Genomic DNA, 16,020 nt, shown 5'->3' on the forward strand with positions numbered 1-16,020 from the left:
TGATCCTTCCCTACGACTGCTGTCTATTCTCTCTTATTTCCCGACAAGTCTATTATGCCACTCAGTCGTAGCGACCTTGAAGCCGGAAATGAACAGACAAGACTATTAGAAGCATCACACTCTGGAATAAAGCTAACTACCCTGAGTGAAGATGAGTTACAGCGATCGCTCGATGAAACACTACAACAGCAACCAACAAATTCTGATATCTGGATATTTGCCTACGGTTCGCTGATTTGGAATCCCCTAATTACATATGTCGAGCGCCGTGCTGGGATCATTTATGGTTGGCATCGGCGCTTCTGTACATGGATGATCCTCGGTTACGGGACTCCAGAGAATCCCGGATTACTCTTAGGACTTGATCGGGGCGGTAGTTGTCGGGGTATTGCTTATCGAATTGCTGCTGCCGATGTACCATCCGAATTACTGCTGATTTGGCGACGCGAGATGTTAGCTGGTGTCTACGTTGCTCGTTGGGTAAAGATGTTTGATGGTACGCAAGAATTCAAAGCGATCGCCTTTGTTGCCAATCGTCAACATCCCAGGTACGCTGATCATATACCATTCACAACCACTGTTGATAGTATTGCCACCGCATCTGGAAAATTCGGTGACTGCGCTGATTATCTCATCAGAACTGTCGATGGATTAATCGCAGAAGGCATTAAAGATAGACAATTACTCTTATTACGCGAACAAGTGCTGGCAAAACAACAAGCGCTTTTAGTTAGTGGCGGCTCTACTCAAACTACTACTTCAGAATAACTGTTGTAAACCTCTAATTGAATTATTAAACCGATACTAGAAAAATCTAGATTTGAAATTATGGAAAAGAATTATCCCCGAAAAACAATCACTGAGTATTTCTGGAAAAAATCAGTTTGAGCAGCGATCGCCCAGACTCAGGTGCAGTGTTTGCTTTCCAAGCAGATTGTTTAATTCAGATAAATATGACAAAGTTTGCGATTTACTGAATGTAGGTGCGTTCGCCCGATGCAAAGGGGTGACATTTCAGCTTTGCTTGTACAGCTCAACAGAACAGAAGGAAGGTTAGCGAACATAGCGAATCCTTTAAATTACCGCGCTATCACCATCGACTGTGGACCTCGTGCAACCGTGATCGAGAAGTCAGTCTTCACCAGTTCTGTACGCTTGGGGTCAGCGAAATCACGTGTCAGTCTCCAGAAATCGACTGATCCGTTCGGCTTTGAGCGGTCAAAATGTGCAAAACACACCACAGCCAGAAAGCGACTCGTGTTGTCAAAGACAGCGGACTCAGGTAACATGCCGTCGAAGGGAAACTCTCCCACGCGATCAATGCTCCCGGTCTGCGGGTCCAGCCGCAGCAGAGAGACGGAGGAGAAGAAGCCTTGCTTGGGGTCATCCAATGGTTGCGCGCTGCGTTCCAGATTCACTCTAGTAATTTAATTCGTACAGTTAATTTGGAAGGTGGGTATCAGGAGATTTTTTATAAAGTTCTAAAAACATCTGAAGGAAGCAGCTAGATGTTGTACTTTTTTGGCTCCCATCCTCCATTAATTCACGAAAAATGATATCCCACTCTGCAAAATATATATTGAGTGCTACAGCTATTATTTGATTGCTGGTTTCCCACTTACGATTAATCCAAATTTCCCCAACTTTGGGGGCATTTTCTAGTCTTTGGTTAAAAGGACTTGGCACACGTCGAATTTCTGACTCTTCAAAATCCTTATCATAAGCATCAAATCCTAGCTGTGATAGTTTTTGGGCTGAAAGTCTTAAGTAAACTGGATATTCTTCTTCCATTAGTCGTAATTCCCTTTTTGTAACATTTGATTATTCCACTGGACTAGCCAATTTTTTCTTCCCTATATCAATCAGTGCATAAGTATAATCTCCTGCTTCCCAGAGTACCCAAAAGTACCCAAATGGATAGTGCGAAGGGGGTTTATCGTGCCTGGTTGAAGCGATGATTCTCAATTTGCCTACTCTGATGTAAAAACCACCATCTTTGTATATTTCAAGCTTCATTCACTCAACTCCTTAACCAGTTCCCGAAACAATAACCGCGCTCCTTTGGCTGCAACGCGATTTCTAACCAGCTTCACTGGGCGACCGGCTGCTTTTTCAGTATCTATTTGACTACCCAAAATTTTACCAATATCATTCTTGAGTCGCGATCGCTTTGGTTCAATCCTCGTAAACACCCACTGCCACAAAGACTTGCGACACAAGTCGGAACCCCCTACAACTTTGCTTTTTTTGCTATCTCCTGACGCGATCATTGATGGAGCAACGCCCAAAGCCTTCTGAAATCTTCTTAGTGAAAGGTGACGTTTAGTCGGCTTTTTGGAGTTTCGCCCCTGGCGGATTTTCACCTCTGGTTTTCTCGTTGCATCCAAGAAACCTTCAATGGGGTAAATCTGAGAGATGATTACCGCTATTAGGCGAGCGCCAAATCCAAACTTTTTAAAAACTGTGCGGTAATGGTCAAACCGAGAATCAGCAAGCAATTCAAGCAATTCTACCTCGATGTCGTGTTCCTCGCGTTGCAGGTCACAGATACGTTTTGCGTGTTGGCGAACGGTGTCAGTGACGCCCAAGCCCACAGATTGGGAGTAAAGGCGGTCGTAACGGGTGCTTTTGCGTTCATTTGCTAGCCACCCCCACAGTAACGGCACTTCACCTGATTCACTCCTGACAGATCGCACCAGTGCAACTTCTGGGAACTGCCAGGCTAAATCTTGCCGCGCACGATTGATGATCGGTGATTGAACGCGGTTCAGGTGAGCAAGTCTTAATACCAATTCCCGGATTTTGACAATAGCACGATCGCGAATTTGGACAAATCGACGCGCTTCTGTGTGGTAGTCGAAGTAGTAGCAAGCCAGCGCTAGGGCATCAGCATCATCATCTTTATCTGGTAACGCTAAGTGCGAAGCTCGATAATTCCTCAGTTCTTTATGACCAACTAACCGAACTTCGACCCCAGCGCGGGCCAAGTGAGTACCCCAGAGTTTGCTGTAATTGTTGCCAGTTGGCTCTAGCAGTGCGATGTCCGGTTTGAGCGCGAGTAATTCTTGAATACCATGCACATTGGCGCTTAAACAAAAAAACGGACATTCGTAATAAAATTGACGTGGGTCTGAGGGCTTGTTTGTTAGCAGACAAGCTGAAACTGAGGACTTGCTAACATCAAGTCCTAAGATTCTAATCATTTAATTCCTCCTGGGTGGTTCTGTCTTATGTCCCTGATGCCATGCCTGCGAATCACCCGAAGGCCCAATCAGCCTAGTTCACTCTCAAGGCAAAACCAGAAACGCTAACTTCTGATGACATAGGGGAGGGAACAGCGCAGTCACAGCAGTCGAGCTTATGAATCCTAGAAAGCCATTACAGCTTGTTTCATTGAAAAAGCCCTAAGCTGCTGTGATGAGAGTGCTGTACGTCTAGGTTTGGACTCCAGACCGCGACGCGATTGCACGAGCGATCGCGTTTCGCCGGTGAGTCATTTTGGCTCATCAGGCGGTTGTAGAATTTCCGTAGTATCAACTATTTGTTGAATTTTTTCAGCAGATAATTGACGGTATTGCTCGCTAGCTTTTGACCCTATATAGTCCTTCCATGCTTCTATGCTTTCTCCAGTTATTTTGGCAAGAATTTGTATAGCCACTCCCATAGCTAAAATGTTGAGCACATAGAAATTCTTGGGCAAAGTAACAGACTCATTATTTGGTGCTTTAGTCATTAAATTTTCATTATTCATAAATTTCATCCTCATCAAATTCGTCATCACCAACTAATGAGTATGAGTTTTCGGGGTCAATTTGATTAAGAACTTCAGTCATTGCTTGACCACTCAAAGCGTCCATTACCGAGTAGTTACCATTTGCGATCATAGTTTCGATTTTCCTCATTTTTAAAGAAAGTTCGAGTTCCGGTGTTCTTAGACTGGGGTGAACGTCCTCAATGGAATTAATTGCCGGTGCCTATTCGTTACCTTCAATCCAGCGCTCAATCTGACCGTTAATAAATTCTGTCCAAGCCTGGGGGCTTGGTTCGGGTGCAGTTTCAAGAAATTCAGCCAGTTCTCTTTGTCTTTGAAAACCTTCATTGCCACACTGCATCGACTCAACCCACTGATGATTCATGGCAAACCCGCCTTTGTTCATAGCCTCTGTTTGAACTTCAATCGGGTTAACTCCACAATTAGTGGCAATAAGTTGAGTGATAGCAGTAGCTTGAGAACTTTTAAGCCGTTCTAGGTCAATCATCCACAAGGAAGCTTTTGCATTTGCTGATAGTTCGATTGGGAACGGGTCACGCATGGGCATCATGCTGTCTGCAAATAAGTGCATGATTGGCTCATAAGGGTTACCAGGTTTTAGCTTCACCCATGTATCATGTTTGGTCATAATTTATAATCGCGATCACGATATTTTTATTTTGTACAAGAATGAAAGTGTTTGAATCGAGTCAGCGATCGCGCCTAAAAACCGCGATCGCTACATAAATTCTGAGTTATCCTTGAATTTGCTGGGACTGTCTGTCAAACATCACCTCAAATTTCCCACCTCCTTGGCGCAAAAGGCTTGCGTAAGCATCAGCATCGGTACGGGTACGAAGCCGAGCAACGCATGTGTTCTGGGCATTGGGGAAGCATTGAAAAATTGCCCACGGTCTGATTTCATCGCGGTAATTCATAGTTTTCAATTTTAGATGTGTAAAAAAACACCAGCCTAAGCTTCCCAGCCTAAGCTGGTATTGTTCCTTATAATCCTTTGAAAGTAAACTTGGAGTGGTTAGTTATCCCATAGGCGGTTCTCCTGGCGTAACGACAAAATTTTGACCCCAGCGAACTTGACCAATAATCGCTTCCATGATTCCTGCTTGGTCAGCGAGGGTTATCTCTTCGGTTATCTGCTTGGCAACGGTGAAAATTTCAGCCCGACAATCACCTTCCAACGCACAACCGAGGTGTGATGCCAAAACGGTAAGAATAACCAGCTTTTCTCGCTTACTGATTTTCTCGAATGCTGCACCATATTTATCTTGCAATTTCGCAAGAAGTGTATCGTCACCTGGGGTATAACCCGTGTAATGGCCTAGTGGCTTTGACATTGGTACAATCTCCTTAATGCAAATAATAGTAGAGTTGGCGATTGCTCCTTCGGCACCCCAGGTAGGCGATCGCCTTTTCAATAGCTATGCTGCTTCCTCCTCCTCATCGTCCTCATCCTCGTTGGTGATTACGATGCTCAGAGATCCCTTTTCAAGGCGAAGATCGACGATCCTAAAATCTTGCTCGTCTTCAGTCTTGACCGCTATCACCGCGTTGTCGTGCAAATCTTGCAGCTTTTGAGCCAGTTGTTGAACTGTGGTTGTCATGTGGTTTCCTAAGTTGGTAAGTGTGCAGACATCAATATAAATCACCGCGCAGTCAACTCGTTCGCCGCGCTCGGTTCACAGGTGATTTTTAGGGTGTTTCCGCGCCGGGGCTTTCGCAGTGGCGCGGGTGCTTGCTCCATCTTTGCAACGCAAAGGGTTAGGCGTTGGGGAGCAGTTGGATTACAAAGTTTTGTAATACAAAACTTTTCTAATATTATATTGTCATACATAACTAGTCAATGGTTTTGTACAACAAAATTATTCCGTAATACAATATGGTGGGGACAACGTTGTGATTTTAAATTTAGATGGCAAGGCCCAAGAAACTAGCGGAAGATTCGATGATAGTGTCAGTCCGTATCGGTCGGGCGGATTGGGAGAATTTCGAGACGGTAGCTCAAGCTATGGGTTACAGCAAAGCAGATTTGCTGAGGATGGTTGTCGAAGGAAAAATTCCTGTGGGACAAATACCCTCAAACGAAATTCAACTAATGGGAAAATCCTCCAGCGTCTCAAACTGATTGAGTCTAAATACTCAAATTACGTTGACAACCATCAAAAACAGCTTGAGGCGCAATTAAGCGAGAGTAAAGCCCATAAATTAGAGCTTACACAGGAAATAGCAGAGTTAGAGCAAGAAATCTATGACCTAATCTCAGAATCCTCTGATAACACAGAAGAATAAAACCGTTCTATCCACTGTGGCTAGGGCGGTTTTGTTTTTGCGTAGCTTGCCGCCGCAGGCATCGCGCTTCTGGGGGAGGGAGTGCGATCGCGAGTTGACCAATTACCAATGACCAATAACCAATGACCAATAATGATGACCTAGCTGTTCTAGTCCGCCCGTTGGTGGAATACATCAAAACCGAAATGCCAGCAATCACCTTAGACCTCCATCGCCAAAGATTAGCTGAACAGATAATCATGGCACTGCCTGACTTGTTTGCAGAAAAACCAAAAATTTTTAGTGAAGCGCTGGTGAAAGCTGGGAGCAGATTAGAGCCGCAACCAATGACCAGACAACTAATTTACGTTGCTTATGCCATAACCAGTGATCAAGGACTGATGCCCCTGTGCTGGCACACCTCTAAACAGAGAGCGGGTGAGGTTGGAGAAGCTCTTGCCAAACAGGATGGGCTAGCCTTTTGGGGAATGTTCGGGTGTAATCATGCCGATTACCAAGCAATAACTTGGTTCCCCGATAACCACCAGTTAAACGTAAAACAGTAGACAAGAAAACCAAAAAGCCACCAAGTGATTTTGCTGATCGTGGTGGCTCTCTGAAAAATAACTAATACTATTATGCCAGAAAACTCATTTAAAAATGCACTTCCGTGGACGGAAGCACACGAAGCATACTGTTACCAACACCATATTCCACCAGCAGCTAAATCACTTTGGCAATGGTTAATGAGGCATGGACAAATTGCATCTGAGATTGAGCCTGATTTATCAGAGTTTAATGCTTGGGTAGCCAAAAACCGAGGTAAACCATATGCTCACAACTACCTCAAAAAGAATATTTGAAATACTGGTATCTGCTCGTGTTTTGCAAGTAATCAAACGCTACTGTTGGAAAATATCAAAGTTACTTGTAAGACCATTGTCCTGGTTAAATCCACCTAAAAAGAAGCGAAAACAAAATTTACAAAACAATAATTCTAGTTACGAAACAGACCCCTTAAATGACCTCTCTACCGAAACGGGGTTAAACAGCAGCAGCAATGATCTTACTCCTACCACGGCCGAATTTGAAGAATTAGAAAGGCAACACGACATACTGACAGCTTGTGCTGAGTACCAAATATACTTTGACCCCAATAAACGAACAACCAAGCATCTATTTGAGTTTGGTATTGAAGATGTTCGATTAGCTCTTAACCACTTTGTTTTTAGTGGTGGACATGAAAGAATTCCCAAGCCTCAAGGATGGTTAATTGCCTGTCTACGTGAGTGTTATTGGATGGATCAAAGAATCGGTCTGAGTCAGTTCCAGATGTTTATAAAATCTTGGTTCCCTAGCAAGCTCCCAAGGGATTACTAGGGAGTAAGTGCATAAAAAAACTGCCTCCACTTGGAAGCAGCGACATTAAAACCTGTAGTGATTATGAACCAACCCACACTTTTTGATTTAGAAGCTTTTACAAAGTTTTCACCCGTTTACGATCCGTCTTGGGATAAAATTGAAACTGCCCCCCAACAAGGTGATAGTGTTGGGGGGCAAATCAGAGAGTCCGAGTCTCCGTACAAAAGTGTTGGGGAGCAAGTTGCATCTGATACTCAAAAATCTGCCCCCCAACACGATACTCACTGGGTAGAGAAGTACTGGGTCGAGCGGTCTGGTAATAAATATTGGTATTTTCGGTACTGTTGGATGACTGGCAGGAAAATTAATCGGCTTTACCTGGGTAGTGTGAATAGCATCATTGCCAAGCGTAAAAAGGCAGATGTAGAAATTGCGATCGCAGATGGTAGATTACCGATTGAGATTGAGAACTTGATCCGAGGCTTAACTGAATGACTAATCGTCCGCCGTGCCCAATGTGTGAGGGATTGCTGGTTTTTAAACATGGTAGTTACAAATGCAAGGGGCGTCATATTCAGCGCTGGTTTTGTCAACGATGCCGAAAGACCTTTGCCCCTAACTCAACAATTCAGGAGAATCAGCAATCAATTTCTGAAACCGCCGCAACTCATCCCAAGGACGAGTACTAACGTCCAGAACTCTTGAATTCTGGTTAGGGTGGTAGATAGTGCGTTTGTACTCGATGTAGCGTTCTATCAGACCAATGGTAAATTCCTGCAAAAAATCCCCTGGCAATAAGGGGATTTGCTGACCATGATCGTTTATCACTTTGGAGTCAACAGCCCTAGCGTAAGCTAAAATGTCATCCTTGAGGGCAATAGGTACGCGGATCGAGGTTGTTTTGCCACTGTTCCAGCCCGGTTGCCAAGGAATGCCGACCCTCGCTTTTTTGCTCATGTCCATTGCCTGAAAATGCGTGTTACAAGCACATATTACAGTCAACGCGAGTTATGCTCAATGCCCAAAGAAAGCGATCGCACTTTTTGGCGCGATGGTCGCGAAGCGAACCGCCTTCGGCATCGCAAAAATGTAGATTCGACTAGATTATTCGCTGTGACTTCGGTTCGTCACAGATTTGGGTATAGTTCGTCAACTTCATCCCAAGCCTGGTTAGCAAGATTTTCCAGTGCCATCGCCAAGAGCAAGGGATGGTCATACTCCCCACCCTGCAAACGCTCAAAGAATATCTCGATTTGCAGGAATAGGAGTTTGGAGTTCATAGAGTTGCGATCGCGTTTTTTACGTCATCGTCACTTACCTCGATATACCGGGAAAGCACCTTCAAGTCAGTGTGACCAGTGGCTTTTTTAATGATTGCCAAGCTCACACCTCGATTTGCCAGCCGGGTGATAAAAGTCCGGCGGGTGGAATGAGTTGATATGCCCCTAGTTGTTAATTCGGCTCTGTCTACAGCTGCGCGTAAAATTTGGTCAGCCGCCCTAAGCCCCATCGCCTTATCTGCTCCCCTAGATGGAAATAACCAAACTGAATCTGGCGGTGGCTTATATGCAGTGAGTAGTTCAGCCAAAGTATGGTGAACCGGCACCTGGCGAGTAAGTCGTTTTCCGTTCGGCGTAGCCTTGCGAGTTCTGGCGCGAAAGTTGATATACTCGCAAGGTGTACCATCAAGGTTGTACACGTCGAGAAGTTGCAACTTTACCAACGCACCCCACCTTTCTCCGGTGTACCAAGCTAGATCCAAAAGCAGTTTATATTTTTGACTGCGGATCTGCTTACGAATTTTGGAATAATCCGCGTCGCTTAAAATTGCGGCTTGTCCATTTCGATTATTTTTCATTTAATTTTTACTGTTCTCTTGTTCCGGTTTAACCATTTAGAGTGGTTAAACCGGAATATTCCTAACTTCCAATATTAGAAATATTCGACTTAATCGTAATCACAGCAAGGCTTACACGTCTTCAGTGATTGTGCCTGTTTTACATAAAAGTAGAACATTTACTTATTTTTCAATCAGCCATACAAAAGATTTATCACTTCATCAAATCTGCTTTCATGACACAAATCACTGACTTGACTTTTCAGCAACTAGAAACAGCATCAGGTTTAACTAATTTATTCGTCGTAGATCCAACATATGGATTAATGCTGAGATTATCTGCTATCACTCCCACTCCCGTAAATGCAAAATCTGCCACCGGAGTAGTACAAGCTTTATATCAACTTAGAGAGTGTGCAGCGCGTGCCCAAGTAACAGTCAACACTAATCAAACAATCGGTGAACGATTAGCAGCATTTCCCCAAGCTTCCACGGGCACAGCAGTAAATGGTTTTGTACTTTCTTCAGGACAGATTCTTACCAAAACACCGCTAGCTTTAACTGGGATTGTAGGAGCTAATAACTAATGGCTAATCCTGGGATTTTTCGTAACGTCAACATCTTGCATGAGCTAAATGCAACTAATAGTACAGACATGGTAGAGCTTTACCAACCAGGATTACTTAATAGTTTGGACGTAGTGAGCAATGCCAAGTATAGCGGTTTTATTACTTCATTACGATTGACAATTGATATTACAAGCATTGATGAATTAGAAGTTGTAGAGAATGACACCTTGGCATCAGATGACACTATTGCTGAGAACGCGAAAACAACTTTCAACAACAACGCTAAAAAATGTATTTCATTGTTTATGAAAACATCTGCTACACCGTTAATCAAAGTAACAGATATCTATTTATTCAACCAACGCCCCTTTTACTATCTAAGCTTGCTACCTTACTTCACCAGTGCAAACACTTTTGATGTTGCTCCTGATGCGATAATAACAGCGCAAATAAGGGACGTAGGGTATGGCTTGTTGCAGGATGACGACAGAATTCTAATACTGGGAACTGTTGTCGAGGAATCGCCTATTTACGATCAGTCAGTATTAAGAGTGGAATAAAAATATGCAAGTATCAAAATTAAAAACTATTGTTAACCTTAGTTTAAATGATATCCTACCTGCACTTGATATCGATGGAGGAGTTAGCAGTAAGCCGATATTAGGAAAAACAACCATTCAATCAATTATAGATTTACTATCTAGTACACCAGGGGGAGGTGGCAATAGTAGTGGTGCATTTAGTGTTCCAACGACAATAAAAACTGTTGCTGCTAACTCTGATTATTTTATTGGTATTGATGTTGATGGTTTGCTTTATAAAATCTCTAAAGCTGATTTACTGGCAGGGTTGACTAGTAGTAGTAGTAGTGGCAGTGGCAGTGGTAGTGGGAATACAGGGACTATTATTTCCGGCTATCCGGCAGGGATGGCATTGTTACTTGAGGGCGGAAGTTTAGTTGATAAATCAAATAATGCTAGGGATGCGTCCCCCTTTGGCAGTAATTCTCCTTCACTAGCTACAGGCATAGACGGCAAGTCAGTGCTTAGATGGAATGGTTCAGGTACACAAGAGCTACAAATTGCACCCTTTTTAGGGAATGCAGTAGGCGCAACTATTTATTGTGTATTCACTATCTATCAAGCAGATAATTACAATCTTGTTAGAACTTTTGGACTTGATGATTACTGGAAGTTTGTATCAGGTAGTGGGTACTTCAGAACATTCAGAAATAGCCGTTTTGATGGCTATCCTGCGAGTATGCCTAGCACTGGCAGTCACTTAGTTAGTATTCATGCTGATTTCAATACCTACGAAGTAATGGTGGACAGAATAAGCAAAGGACAACAACAAAGTACTTTTACGCCTGGTGATAGATTCAGGATAGGAACCAAGGATAAACTTTTTACTGGTGACATTGCAACACTTTTGGTGTACCCAGAATATATTTCTCCTAATTCAACAAAAGATGTTGCTGTAAAAAATACTATTAAAAGTAATTATCCATCATTGTCGTTTTCATAAAGATGGCAGATGTAACTTACGCTGAACCAACCACACGAACGCCGCTACATTTTGATGTATTGCCACCAATAGAGCAATCATCACCAATTACTACCACCAATCCCACAAAACAGTCATTTACTGTTAACCAGGATGCACCAGGGCAGTTAACAAAACTATGGGAAATTTAGCTTACGGACTTCCAAGCGCTACTCCTACAAGAACAGACGTACCAGATATTGCAGAGCAGAGAAGACAGTTAGAGAGAAACTTGGGTTTACCTGACCATATCCGCCCGGGACTTTTGCCTCCTGTACAAGAAAATATTCGGTCTGGACAGAAGACAGCAACACCCGTGGGTGACGTAATTGTTAACAGAAAATCGTCAATAAATCCTGATAACGGTGGTAGTGGAAATATTGGATTAAGGTGGGCTTTTCAAGGTGGTACTGGTGGGGCTGCTTCACCTTTAATATCAGAAATGAAAGGTGAGTTTCAGTGGTATACAGCAGGAATAATAGATAGGTTATTTGGAAACAAAATAATACTTGAAAACAGTAGTCCTGGATTAGCACAAAGAGGGTTTTATGAGGCAGGTTCGGGTGCCGGACTTGCTATAAAAAGTATCCCCAAAGTCATAAAATATTCGCTAGAAAAGGTTCCACGCTTTGAGATACCAAAAATCCAAATCCCAAAGTTCAGTTTTCCACAACTACCAAAAATTGACATCCCAAAGATACCAGAATTCAATCCACAGCCTAAACCAACGGAACCCGTACAGCCGGGACAACCAAAGCCGACAGTCCCAGAACCCCAACAAAAACCACAACCTGAATCAAAAGAAAAGGACATTCCTCGTTTAAAAGAACCTATTCCAAAGCCAATACCAAAAAGCTTGATTAGGCAACTAAGGGAACTGGAATTATCGCCTTGTGGAAGTATCTCATTTGGGATATCTTACCCGATTAAGTTATTGGGGAATTATTACGTACCGAACTTAGTAAACGGGGTTGATACTGGTGGGCATTTTGAGCAAATAATTGTACCCAGTTCACTCGATGAAATATATGGTCTTTGGCTAAATTGGAAGTCCCAACAGGGTATTACAGGCAATACTACTTTAGTTGAATGGTTAGAGAGCAGCGGTGGCACTGGTAGTAATTCTAATGTCAATCTGGGCAACGGCGTTCGTTATCAGCAATATCTTGGACAAGGTAACGGCGTGTATAGCGGCGGTAACCCCCATGGTGATGGTTATCCGTTTTACTATGCCTCTCAAGCAACCATTGCCGTTAATGGACTAAAAACAAAAACATCAATTGGGGCAATTCTAGATAGTCTCTCTTCCGGAGGCTATACACCCGAAGTTTACAAAATAGATGTTTCAAATCCATCGGCGAAGGACTGCCCAATAGGGAAGCCGCCACCGCTACCACCTCCACCTCCACTGCCACCAAAGGATTGTGATTGTATGGCTCAATGTTGCCCAGATATTGATTACAGAAAAATTCAAGCAATGATTGAAGAGGCTGTAAAAAAGCTTGATGTTACAGCCGCTGTACCTCTTTCTTGGCAACTGCGACATGAGGGTGATAAACCTCAGATGGTGATTCAATGTGCTGAAAGAAAGAGTGCTGCAACTGCTAAGGAAGCTGCAAAATATGCCAGTGCAATGTACCCAATTACTGTACCGCACTGGAAGGGTGGGCAGAATGATAAACCATCCTTACCTCCCTATAAAAAAGGTAATTGGGAGGGAATTTTAGTTTTAGCTGATAACAGTAAGGTTACAATCAATGCTCAAAATGAATCTGAATGTGTAAAAATATTAAACGCCATTAAACCTTGGATAGACTCAAAACAATTAGAGGGATCTTATTTCAAAGGTGGAAAGATTGTCACCAAAGTACCTATTAAAATAGCACAAGTTTATCCCAAGTATGGTAGATACTTTGCTAATGGTCAGAAGAACAATAAGCCCGACTGGAGGGTTGATTTTTCCTAATGCAAAGATGCCCTAGACGCATAAAATGTCAAAGCGATAAAAACAATAAGCCTGACAATAACGGTAAGTCTACATACATATCAATGAGTGATGCTTGCAAGCTACTTTATCTTGATAGCAGTACTATTCGTTACCACATTATCCGCAAACGGATAAGAGCATTTAAGGCAGCTGGTAAATGGTGGCTAAATAAAAACGATGTGGAAACTTTCTCTAAGTGGAACAGCAGTAAATTAGCAAGTCGCTAACGACAAACCGATTGAGGGTTAAGGCTCCATCGGGAGAGTAAGCGATAAGTGATGACAGAGTTGGTTTTGAGGCACTAGCTTAGATGTATTAAAAGCAACCAACTTTAGGTACACACTTATGGCAGCTGCTGCAACACTTGTCGCTACTACTCTTGAAGGTCAGGTATGGGAAACCGCTGTTCGCGCTCAAGTTACCGAACTAGCTATCCCTGTGGCTGATCGTCCTAACAATGTTCAAATTACGATTGACACTGAAAATGGTACTGTTTCAATCACTGTTACCATGCCAGCGACGATCGCCATTGGCTCTACTGGTGCATTAGTAGCCGCACCTACACCATACCTTCCTTAGTTGTGGGATGAGTTCTCTGCATCTTTGATGCAAGCAATAATTAATATCTTGAGGTGAAAATGGCTAAGGAAGCAAAATCCCAGGTTTACTACATTAACCTGGGAGGAACAGTGGGTAACGTTGGTGCTATGCGTTTTGCCTGGCGAGGCAAAAAAGATGCATATCCAAAGGACGTTGCAAAGGAATTGGGGGTAGTGATCGCCAAAGATACTGACGCTGGGTTGATGTTTGGTGCTAACAGTCCTCGCCCTGCTGAGGTACGCATTGGCTATACCGATGGAAATGGAAATAGCAAAAGTACTGTCAGATTTTGTGAACCAGATAAGCTCGGTGCTGTGACCACCGGCGGGAAATTGAACAGTAAGAAAATAATAATTGCTGGAACAAAATACAACATCAACAGTTGCACTTTAAAGAGCAATTAGGATGGAATTGTTTGAGGGTTCTAGTAACCTTAAAAATGATTATCTGTGGAATGTCAGATTTGACCAGTCTATTTTAGGCAATCAAAATTTTGATATTCCCAGAGAATTTACCTCAGGAATAGTAGCCGTACTCGCTACTACTACTAATATTAACCCCAGGAATATAGCAGGCTATTTGGTGCAAACAGTCAATTTATTTCAAGTAGGTGGCATAGCACAAACTTCAAGCAGTTATGCGTTACCCAACAAAATACCAAGGGTTATTATATTTCCTGATGGAATTTCACCTTTTACGTTGCGTTTTAGGTTAGCTTTTCCGGTAGGTAATTGTAAAGTCAAAATTTGGGAAGCAATTCTTAAATAACTTTCCCTAATTATTTTATATGAAATTTGATCTAGGCTTCGCTGGCTTTGCACTTTCCTTCATTGTCGCTACATCAGGTTGGTTTTTTCGATGGAGTGACAAACAAAAATTTGAAAAGCAGCAAGCTAGTTTTGAAAGACAACAGGCTATTCAAGAAGCAAAAGCTGCGTCTGCACAAGCGGTTAATGACGAGCGTAATTTTAAACACCTTTTAGGTAATCAAAAACAAATTTCATAAGGCATTTCTACGGGGTTTGATGATGTTGAGGAAAAAATAAATGATGTTGGAAAAAAAATAGGTGATCTTCGGGAATTAATGCTTAAAATTGAAGCTTACTTAATTCGTAACCAAGGTACTAATCACCACGAGTAACTCTGGGGATTCGTCGTAGCGATCCAGTGCTGATTGGGGCTTATGGCCAAACCCTCTGGCATCACGCCAGTGTCTGCCCTGGAAACGAGAAGATGGTGCGGGGTACCATCCGCAGCTGTGCTTTGTTCAAGCCGAATACTGGAAACGGTTCCACGAATATCAGTACCGAGCAGCATTGCGTTTACGATGGCAAACCGACCATCAGGGGTAAAACGCACAAGGAAAGGAGCAATGTCAAGGTTGACGGGATCGCCCCAGCTTGAGAGCACTACGGCCTTTGAGGTCGCGTCTACCTGAACTAAAGATAGCCTCGGATGCTCGCTGTAGACCAACCCAAGGACATTTTTCTTTGGATGGAACTCCGCACTCACAAGGGCATCACCAGCCTCAGGACCAGGAATGCTTGGAAGGAAAGGCTTAGAGAGTTTCCCTTGTTGAAGACGATACATGGCCAGAAGCGGCTGCTTCCGTTGAGGCGTTTTCTTGAAGACGACGGCTACGAGTGTGCCGTCTGCGTTGACCGACACAGAGAGGGGACTATCGAACCCTTTGAGCTTCTGAACCACTTTCGGGTGATCCGGGTCGGAAAGATCGACGACCGTGATTGTGCGGCCAAGAGGAAGGTCACTCAGCTTGGCATCCGGCAGTTCGCCAGGACGTGGACCTTGGGTTTCGATCACGATGGCGTACCTGCCATCCGGTGTGAGGGCGACCGAAGAAGGGGGACCGATCACTGAATTTGTTACCTCCACCGTAATGGGTTTCATAGCAGCAGGGGACCGATCAAGCCGTATTACCGAGAGCTCGTCGGGACCGGCCATGGGACCGAGTTTCCCGTCGATATACGCAGAAGGGAGCATGTCTGTGTCCGAAGCCATAACGAGGTATCGACGGGAGCAACGCGATTTTGTGAGGTTGGGTGAAAAAGGTGCGATCGCTAAAATT

At 43.5% G+C, this 16,020-nt stretch carries 29 protein-coding genes; 15 read left to right on the forward strand and 14 right to left on the reverse strand.

The annotated features are described in order from the left end of the window. The first annotated feature begins 54 nt into the window (after window positions 1–54). Window positions 55–768, forward strand: coding sequence for a gamma-glutamylcyclotransferase (locus Q0541_RS09390; RefSeq protein WP_298908696.1), 714 nt, complete (start codon window positions 55–57; stop codon window positions 766–768). A gap of 311 nt (window positions 769–1,079) precedes the next feature. On the opposite strand, the gene Q0541_RS09395 is transcribed toward Q0541_RS09390, so the two are convergent. The 10 genes from Q0541_RS09395 to Q0541_RS09440 form a co-directional block, all read right to left on the reverse strand. Beyond that, window positions 1,080–1,418: a hypothetical protein gene (locus Q0541_RS09395; protein WP_298908698.1), complete on the reverse strand. Its 339-nt coding sequence runs from the start codon at window positions 1,416–1,418 to the stop codon at window positions 1,080–1,082. A gap of 22 nt (window positions 1,419–1,440) precedes the next feature. Beyond that, window positions 1,441–1,791: a hypothetical protein gene (locus tag Q0541_RS09400; protein WP_298908700.1), complete on the reverse strand. Its 351-nt coding sequence runs from the start codon at window positions 1,789–1,791 to the stop codon at window positions 1,441–1,443. Window positions 1,792–1,821: 30 nt separating this feature from the next. Further along, complete coding sequence (locus Q0541_RS09405; RefSeq protein ID WP_298908702.1) at window positions 1,822–2,016, reverse strand: hypothetical protein; 195 nt, start codon at window positions 2,014–2,016, stop codon at window positions 1,822–1,824. Beyond that, entirely contained in the window at window positions 2,013–3,203 is a 1,191-nt protein-coding gene (locus Q0541_RS09410; RefSeq protein ID WP_298908705.1) for an IS110 family transposase, read from the reverse strand. The genes Q0541_RS09405 and Q0541_RS09410 overlap by 4 nt, the downstream gene beginning before the upstream one ends. A gap of 290 nt (window positions 3,204–3,493) precedes the next feature. Next, a complete protein-coding gene (locus tag Q0541_RS09415) occupies window positions 3,494–3,751 on the reverse strand; it encodes a hypothetical protein (protein ID WP_298908707.1) in 258 nt (85 codons plus the stop codon). After that, entirely contained in the window at window positions 3,744–3,884 is a 141-nt protein-coding gene (locus tag Q0541_RS09420) for a hypothetical protein (protein ID WP_298908709.1), read from the reverse strand. The genes Q0541_RS09415 and Q0541_RS09420 overlap by 8 nt, the downstream gene beginning before the upstream one ends. A gap of 90 nt (window positions 3,885–3,974) precedes the next feature. Next, window positions 3,975–4,400 carry a hypothetical protein gene (locus tag Q0541_RS09425; protein ID WP_298908711.1) on the reverse strand — a complete coding sequence of 142 codons (426 nt, stop codon included), beginning with the start codon at window positions 4,398–4,400 and terminating at the stop codon, window positions 3,975–3,977. A gap of 106 nt (window positions 4,401–4,506) precedes the next feature. Next, entirely contained in the window at window positions 4,507–4,689 is a 183-nt protein-coding gene (locus Q0541_RS09430; RefSeq protein WP_298908712.1) for a hypothetical protein, read from the reverse strand. A 102-nt stretch (window positions 4,690–4,791) separates the two neighbouring features. Next, the gene (locus Q0541_RS09435; protein ID WP_298908714.1) at window positions 4,792–5,106 is read right to left on the reverse strand and encodes a hypothetical protein; all 315 of its coding nucleotides are present in this window, start codon (window positions 5,104–5,106) and stop codon (window positions 4,792–4,794) included. An 84-nt stretch (window positions 5,107–5,190) separates the two neighbouring features. Then, the gene (locus tag Q0541_RS09440) at window positions 5,191–5,373 is read right to left on the reverse strand and encodes a hypothetical protein (RefSeq protein WP_298908717.1); all 183 of its coding nucleotides are present in this window, start codon (window positions 5,371–5,373) and stop codon (window positions 5,191–5,193) included. 292 nt (window positions 5,374–5,665) lie between these two features. Here Q0541_RS09440 and Q0541_RS09445 point away from each other — a divergent pair, with 292 nt between their 5' ends. The 5 genes from Q0541_RS09445 to Q0541_RS09465 all read left to right on the forward strand — a co-directional run bounded on the left by Q0541_RS09445 (window position 5,666) and on the right by Q0541_RS09465 (window position 7,894). Beyond that, on the forward strand, window positions 5,666–6,058 hold the full coding sequence (locus Q0541_RS09445; RefSeq protein ID WP_298908719.1) for a hypothetical protein: 393 nt from the start codon (window positions 5,666–5,668) through the stop codon (window positions 6,056–6,058). Window positions 6,059–6,180: 122 nt separating this feature from the next. Further along, window positions 6,181–6,603, forward strand: a complete 423-nt coding sequence (locus Q0541_RS09450; RefSeq protein ID WP_298908723.1) for a hypothetical protein — start codon at window positions 6,181–6,183, stop codon at window positions 6,601–6,603. A gap of 72 nt (window positions 6,604–6,675) precedes the next feature. Then, complete coding sequence (locus Q0541_RS09455) at window positions 6,676–6,900, forward strand: hypothetical protein (protein WP_298908726.1); 225 nt, start codon at window positions 6,676–6,678, stop codon at window positions 6,898–6,900. Further along, entirely contained in the window at window positions 6,869–7,417 is a 549-nt protein-coding gene (locus tag Q0541_RS09460; protein ID WP_298908730.1) for a hypothetical protein, read from the forward strand. The genes Q0541_RS09455 and Q0541_RS09460 overlap by 32 nt, the downstream gene beginning before the upstream one ends. A gap of 63 nt (window positions 7,418–7,480) precedes the next feature. Further along, window positions 7,481–7,894 (forward strand): DUF4102 domain-containing protein, encoded by a 414-nt coding sequence (locus tag Q0541_RS09465; protein WP_298908732.1) that lies wholly within the window; start codon window positions 7,481–7,483, stop codon window positions 7,892–7,894. Window positions 7,895–8,014: 120 nt separating this feature from the next. On the opposite strand, the gene Q0541_RS09470 is transcribed toward Q0541_RS09465, so the two are convergent. From Q0541_RS09470 to Q0541_RS09480, 3 genes are all read right to left on the reverse strand, one after another. Next, a complete protein-coding gene (locus tag Q0541_RS09470) occupies window positions 8,015–8,356 on the reverse strand; it encodes a hypothetical protein (RefSeq protein WP_298908735.1) in 342 nt (113 codons plus the stop codon). A 170-nt stretch (window positions 8,357–8,526) separates the two neighbouring features. Beyond that, on the reverse strand, window positions 8,527–8,679 hold the full coding sequence (locus Q0541_RS09475) for a hypothetical protein (protein ID WP_298908737.1): 153 nt from the start codon (window positions 8,677–8,679) through the stop codon (window positions 8,527–8,529). Next, window positions 8,676–9,257, reverse strand: a complete 582-nt coding sequence (locus Q0541_RS09480; protein ID WP_298908740.1) for a site-specific integrase — start codon at window positions 9,255–9,257, stop codon at window positions 8,676–8,678. The genes Q0541_RS09475 and Q0541_RS09480 overlap by 4 nt, the downstream gene beginning before the upstream one ends. 215 nt (window positions 9,258–9,472) lie before the next feature. On the opposite strand from Q0541_RS09480, the gene Q0541_RS09485 reads away from it, so the two are divergent. From Q0541_RS09485 to Q0541_RS09525, 9 genes are all read left to right on the forward strand, one after another. Continuing rightward, on the forward strand, window positions 9,473–9,823 hold the full coding sequence (locus Q0541_RS09485) for a hypothetical protein (protein ID WP_298908743.1): 351 nt from the start codon (window positions 9,473–9,475) through the stop codon (window positions 9,821–9,823). Beyond that, a complete protein-coding gene (locus tag Q0541_RS09490; protein WP_298908746.1) occupies window positions 9,823–10,365 on the forward strand; it encodes a hypothetical protein in 543 nt (180 codons plus the stop codon). The genes Q0541_RS09485 and Q0541_RS09490 overlap by 1 nt, the downstream gene beginning before the upstream one ends. 4 nt (window positions 10,366–10,369) lie before the next feature. Continuing rightward, window positions 10,370–11,329: a hypothetical protein gene (locus Q0541_RS09495; protein ID WP_298908749.1), complete on the forward strand. Its 960-nt coding sequence runs from the start codon at window positions 10,370–10,372 to the stop codon at window positions 11,327–11,329. Between the two features lie 2 nt (window positions 11,330–11,331). After that, entirely contained in the window at window positions 11,332–11,499 is a 168-nt protein-coding gene (locus tag Q0541_RS09500) for a hypothetical protein (RefSeq protein WP_298908752.1), read from the forward strand. After that, a complete protein-coding gene (locus Q0541_RS09505) occupies window positions 11,487–13,313 on the forward strand; it encodes a hypothetical protein (RefSeq protein ID WP_298908755.1) in 1,827 nt (608 codons plus the stop codon). The genes Q0541_RS09500 and Q0541_RS09505 overlap by 13 nt, the downstream gene beginning before the upstream one ends. Before the next feature lie 366 nt (window positions 13,314–13,679). Next, window positions 13,680–13,913 (forward strand): hypothetical protein, encoded by a 234-nt coding sequence (locus Q0541_RS09510; RefSeq protein ID WP_298908758.1) that lies wholly within the window; start codon window positions 13,680–13,682, stop codon window positions 13,911–13,913. Window positions 13,914–13,972: 59 nt separating this feature from the next. Continuing rightward, on the forward strand, window positions 13,973–14,338 hold the full coding sequence (locus Q0541_RS09515) for a hypothetical protein (RefSeq protein ID WP_298908759.1): 366 nt from the start codon (window positions 13,973–13,975) through the stop codon (window positions 14,336–14,338). 1 nt (window position 14,339) lies between these two features. Next, entirely contained in the window at window positions 14,340–14,702 is a 363-nt protein-coding gene (locus Q0541_RS09520) for a hypothetical protein (protein ID WP_298908761.1), read from the forward strand. Window positions 14,703–14,721: 19 nt separating this feature from the next. Then, the gene (locus tag Q0541_RS09525; protein WP_298908763.1) at window positions 14,722–14,940 is read left to right on the forward strand and encodes a hypothetical protein; all 219 of its coding nucleotides are present in this window, start codon (window positions 14,722–14,724) and stop codon (window positions 14,938–14,940) included. Between the two features lie 122 nt (window positions 14,941–15,062). Here the strand turns inward: Q0541_RS09525 and Q0541_RS09530 are convergent, their stop codons facing one another. Then, window positions 15,063–15,842: a hypothetical protein gene (locus tag Q0541_RS09530; RefSeq protein ID WP_298908765.1), complete on the reverse strand. Its 780-nt coding sequence runs from the start codon at window positions 15,840–15,842 to the stop codon at window positions 15,063–15,065. Window positions 15,843–16,020 lie beyond the last annotated feature (178 nt).

It is taken from the genome of uncultured Nostoc sp. (assembly GCF_937863485.1).
Classification (GTDB): Bacteria; Cyanobacteriota; Cyanobacteriia; order Cyanobacteriales; family Nostocaceae; genus Nostoc.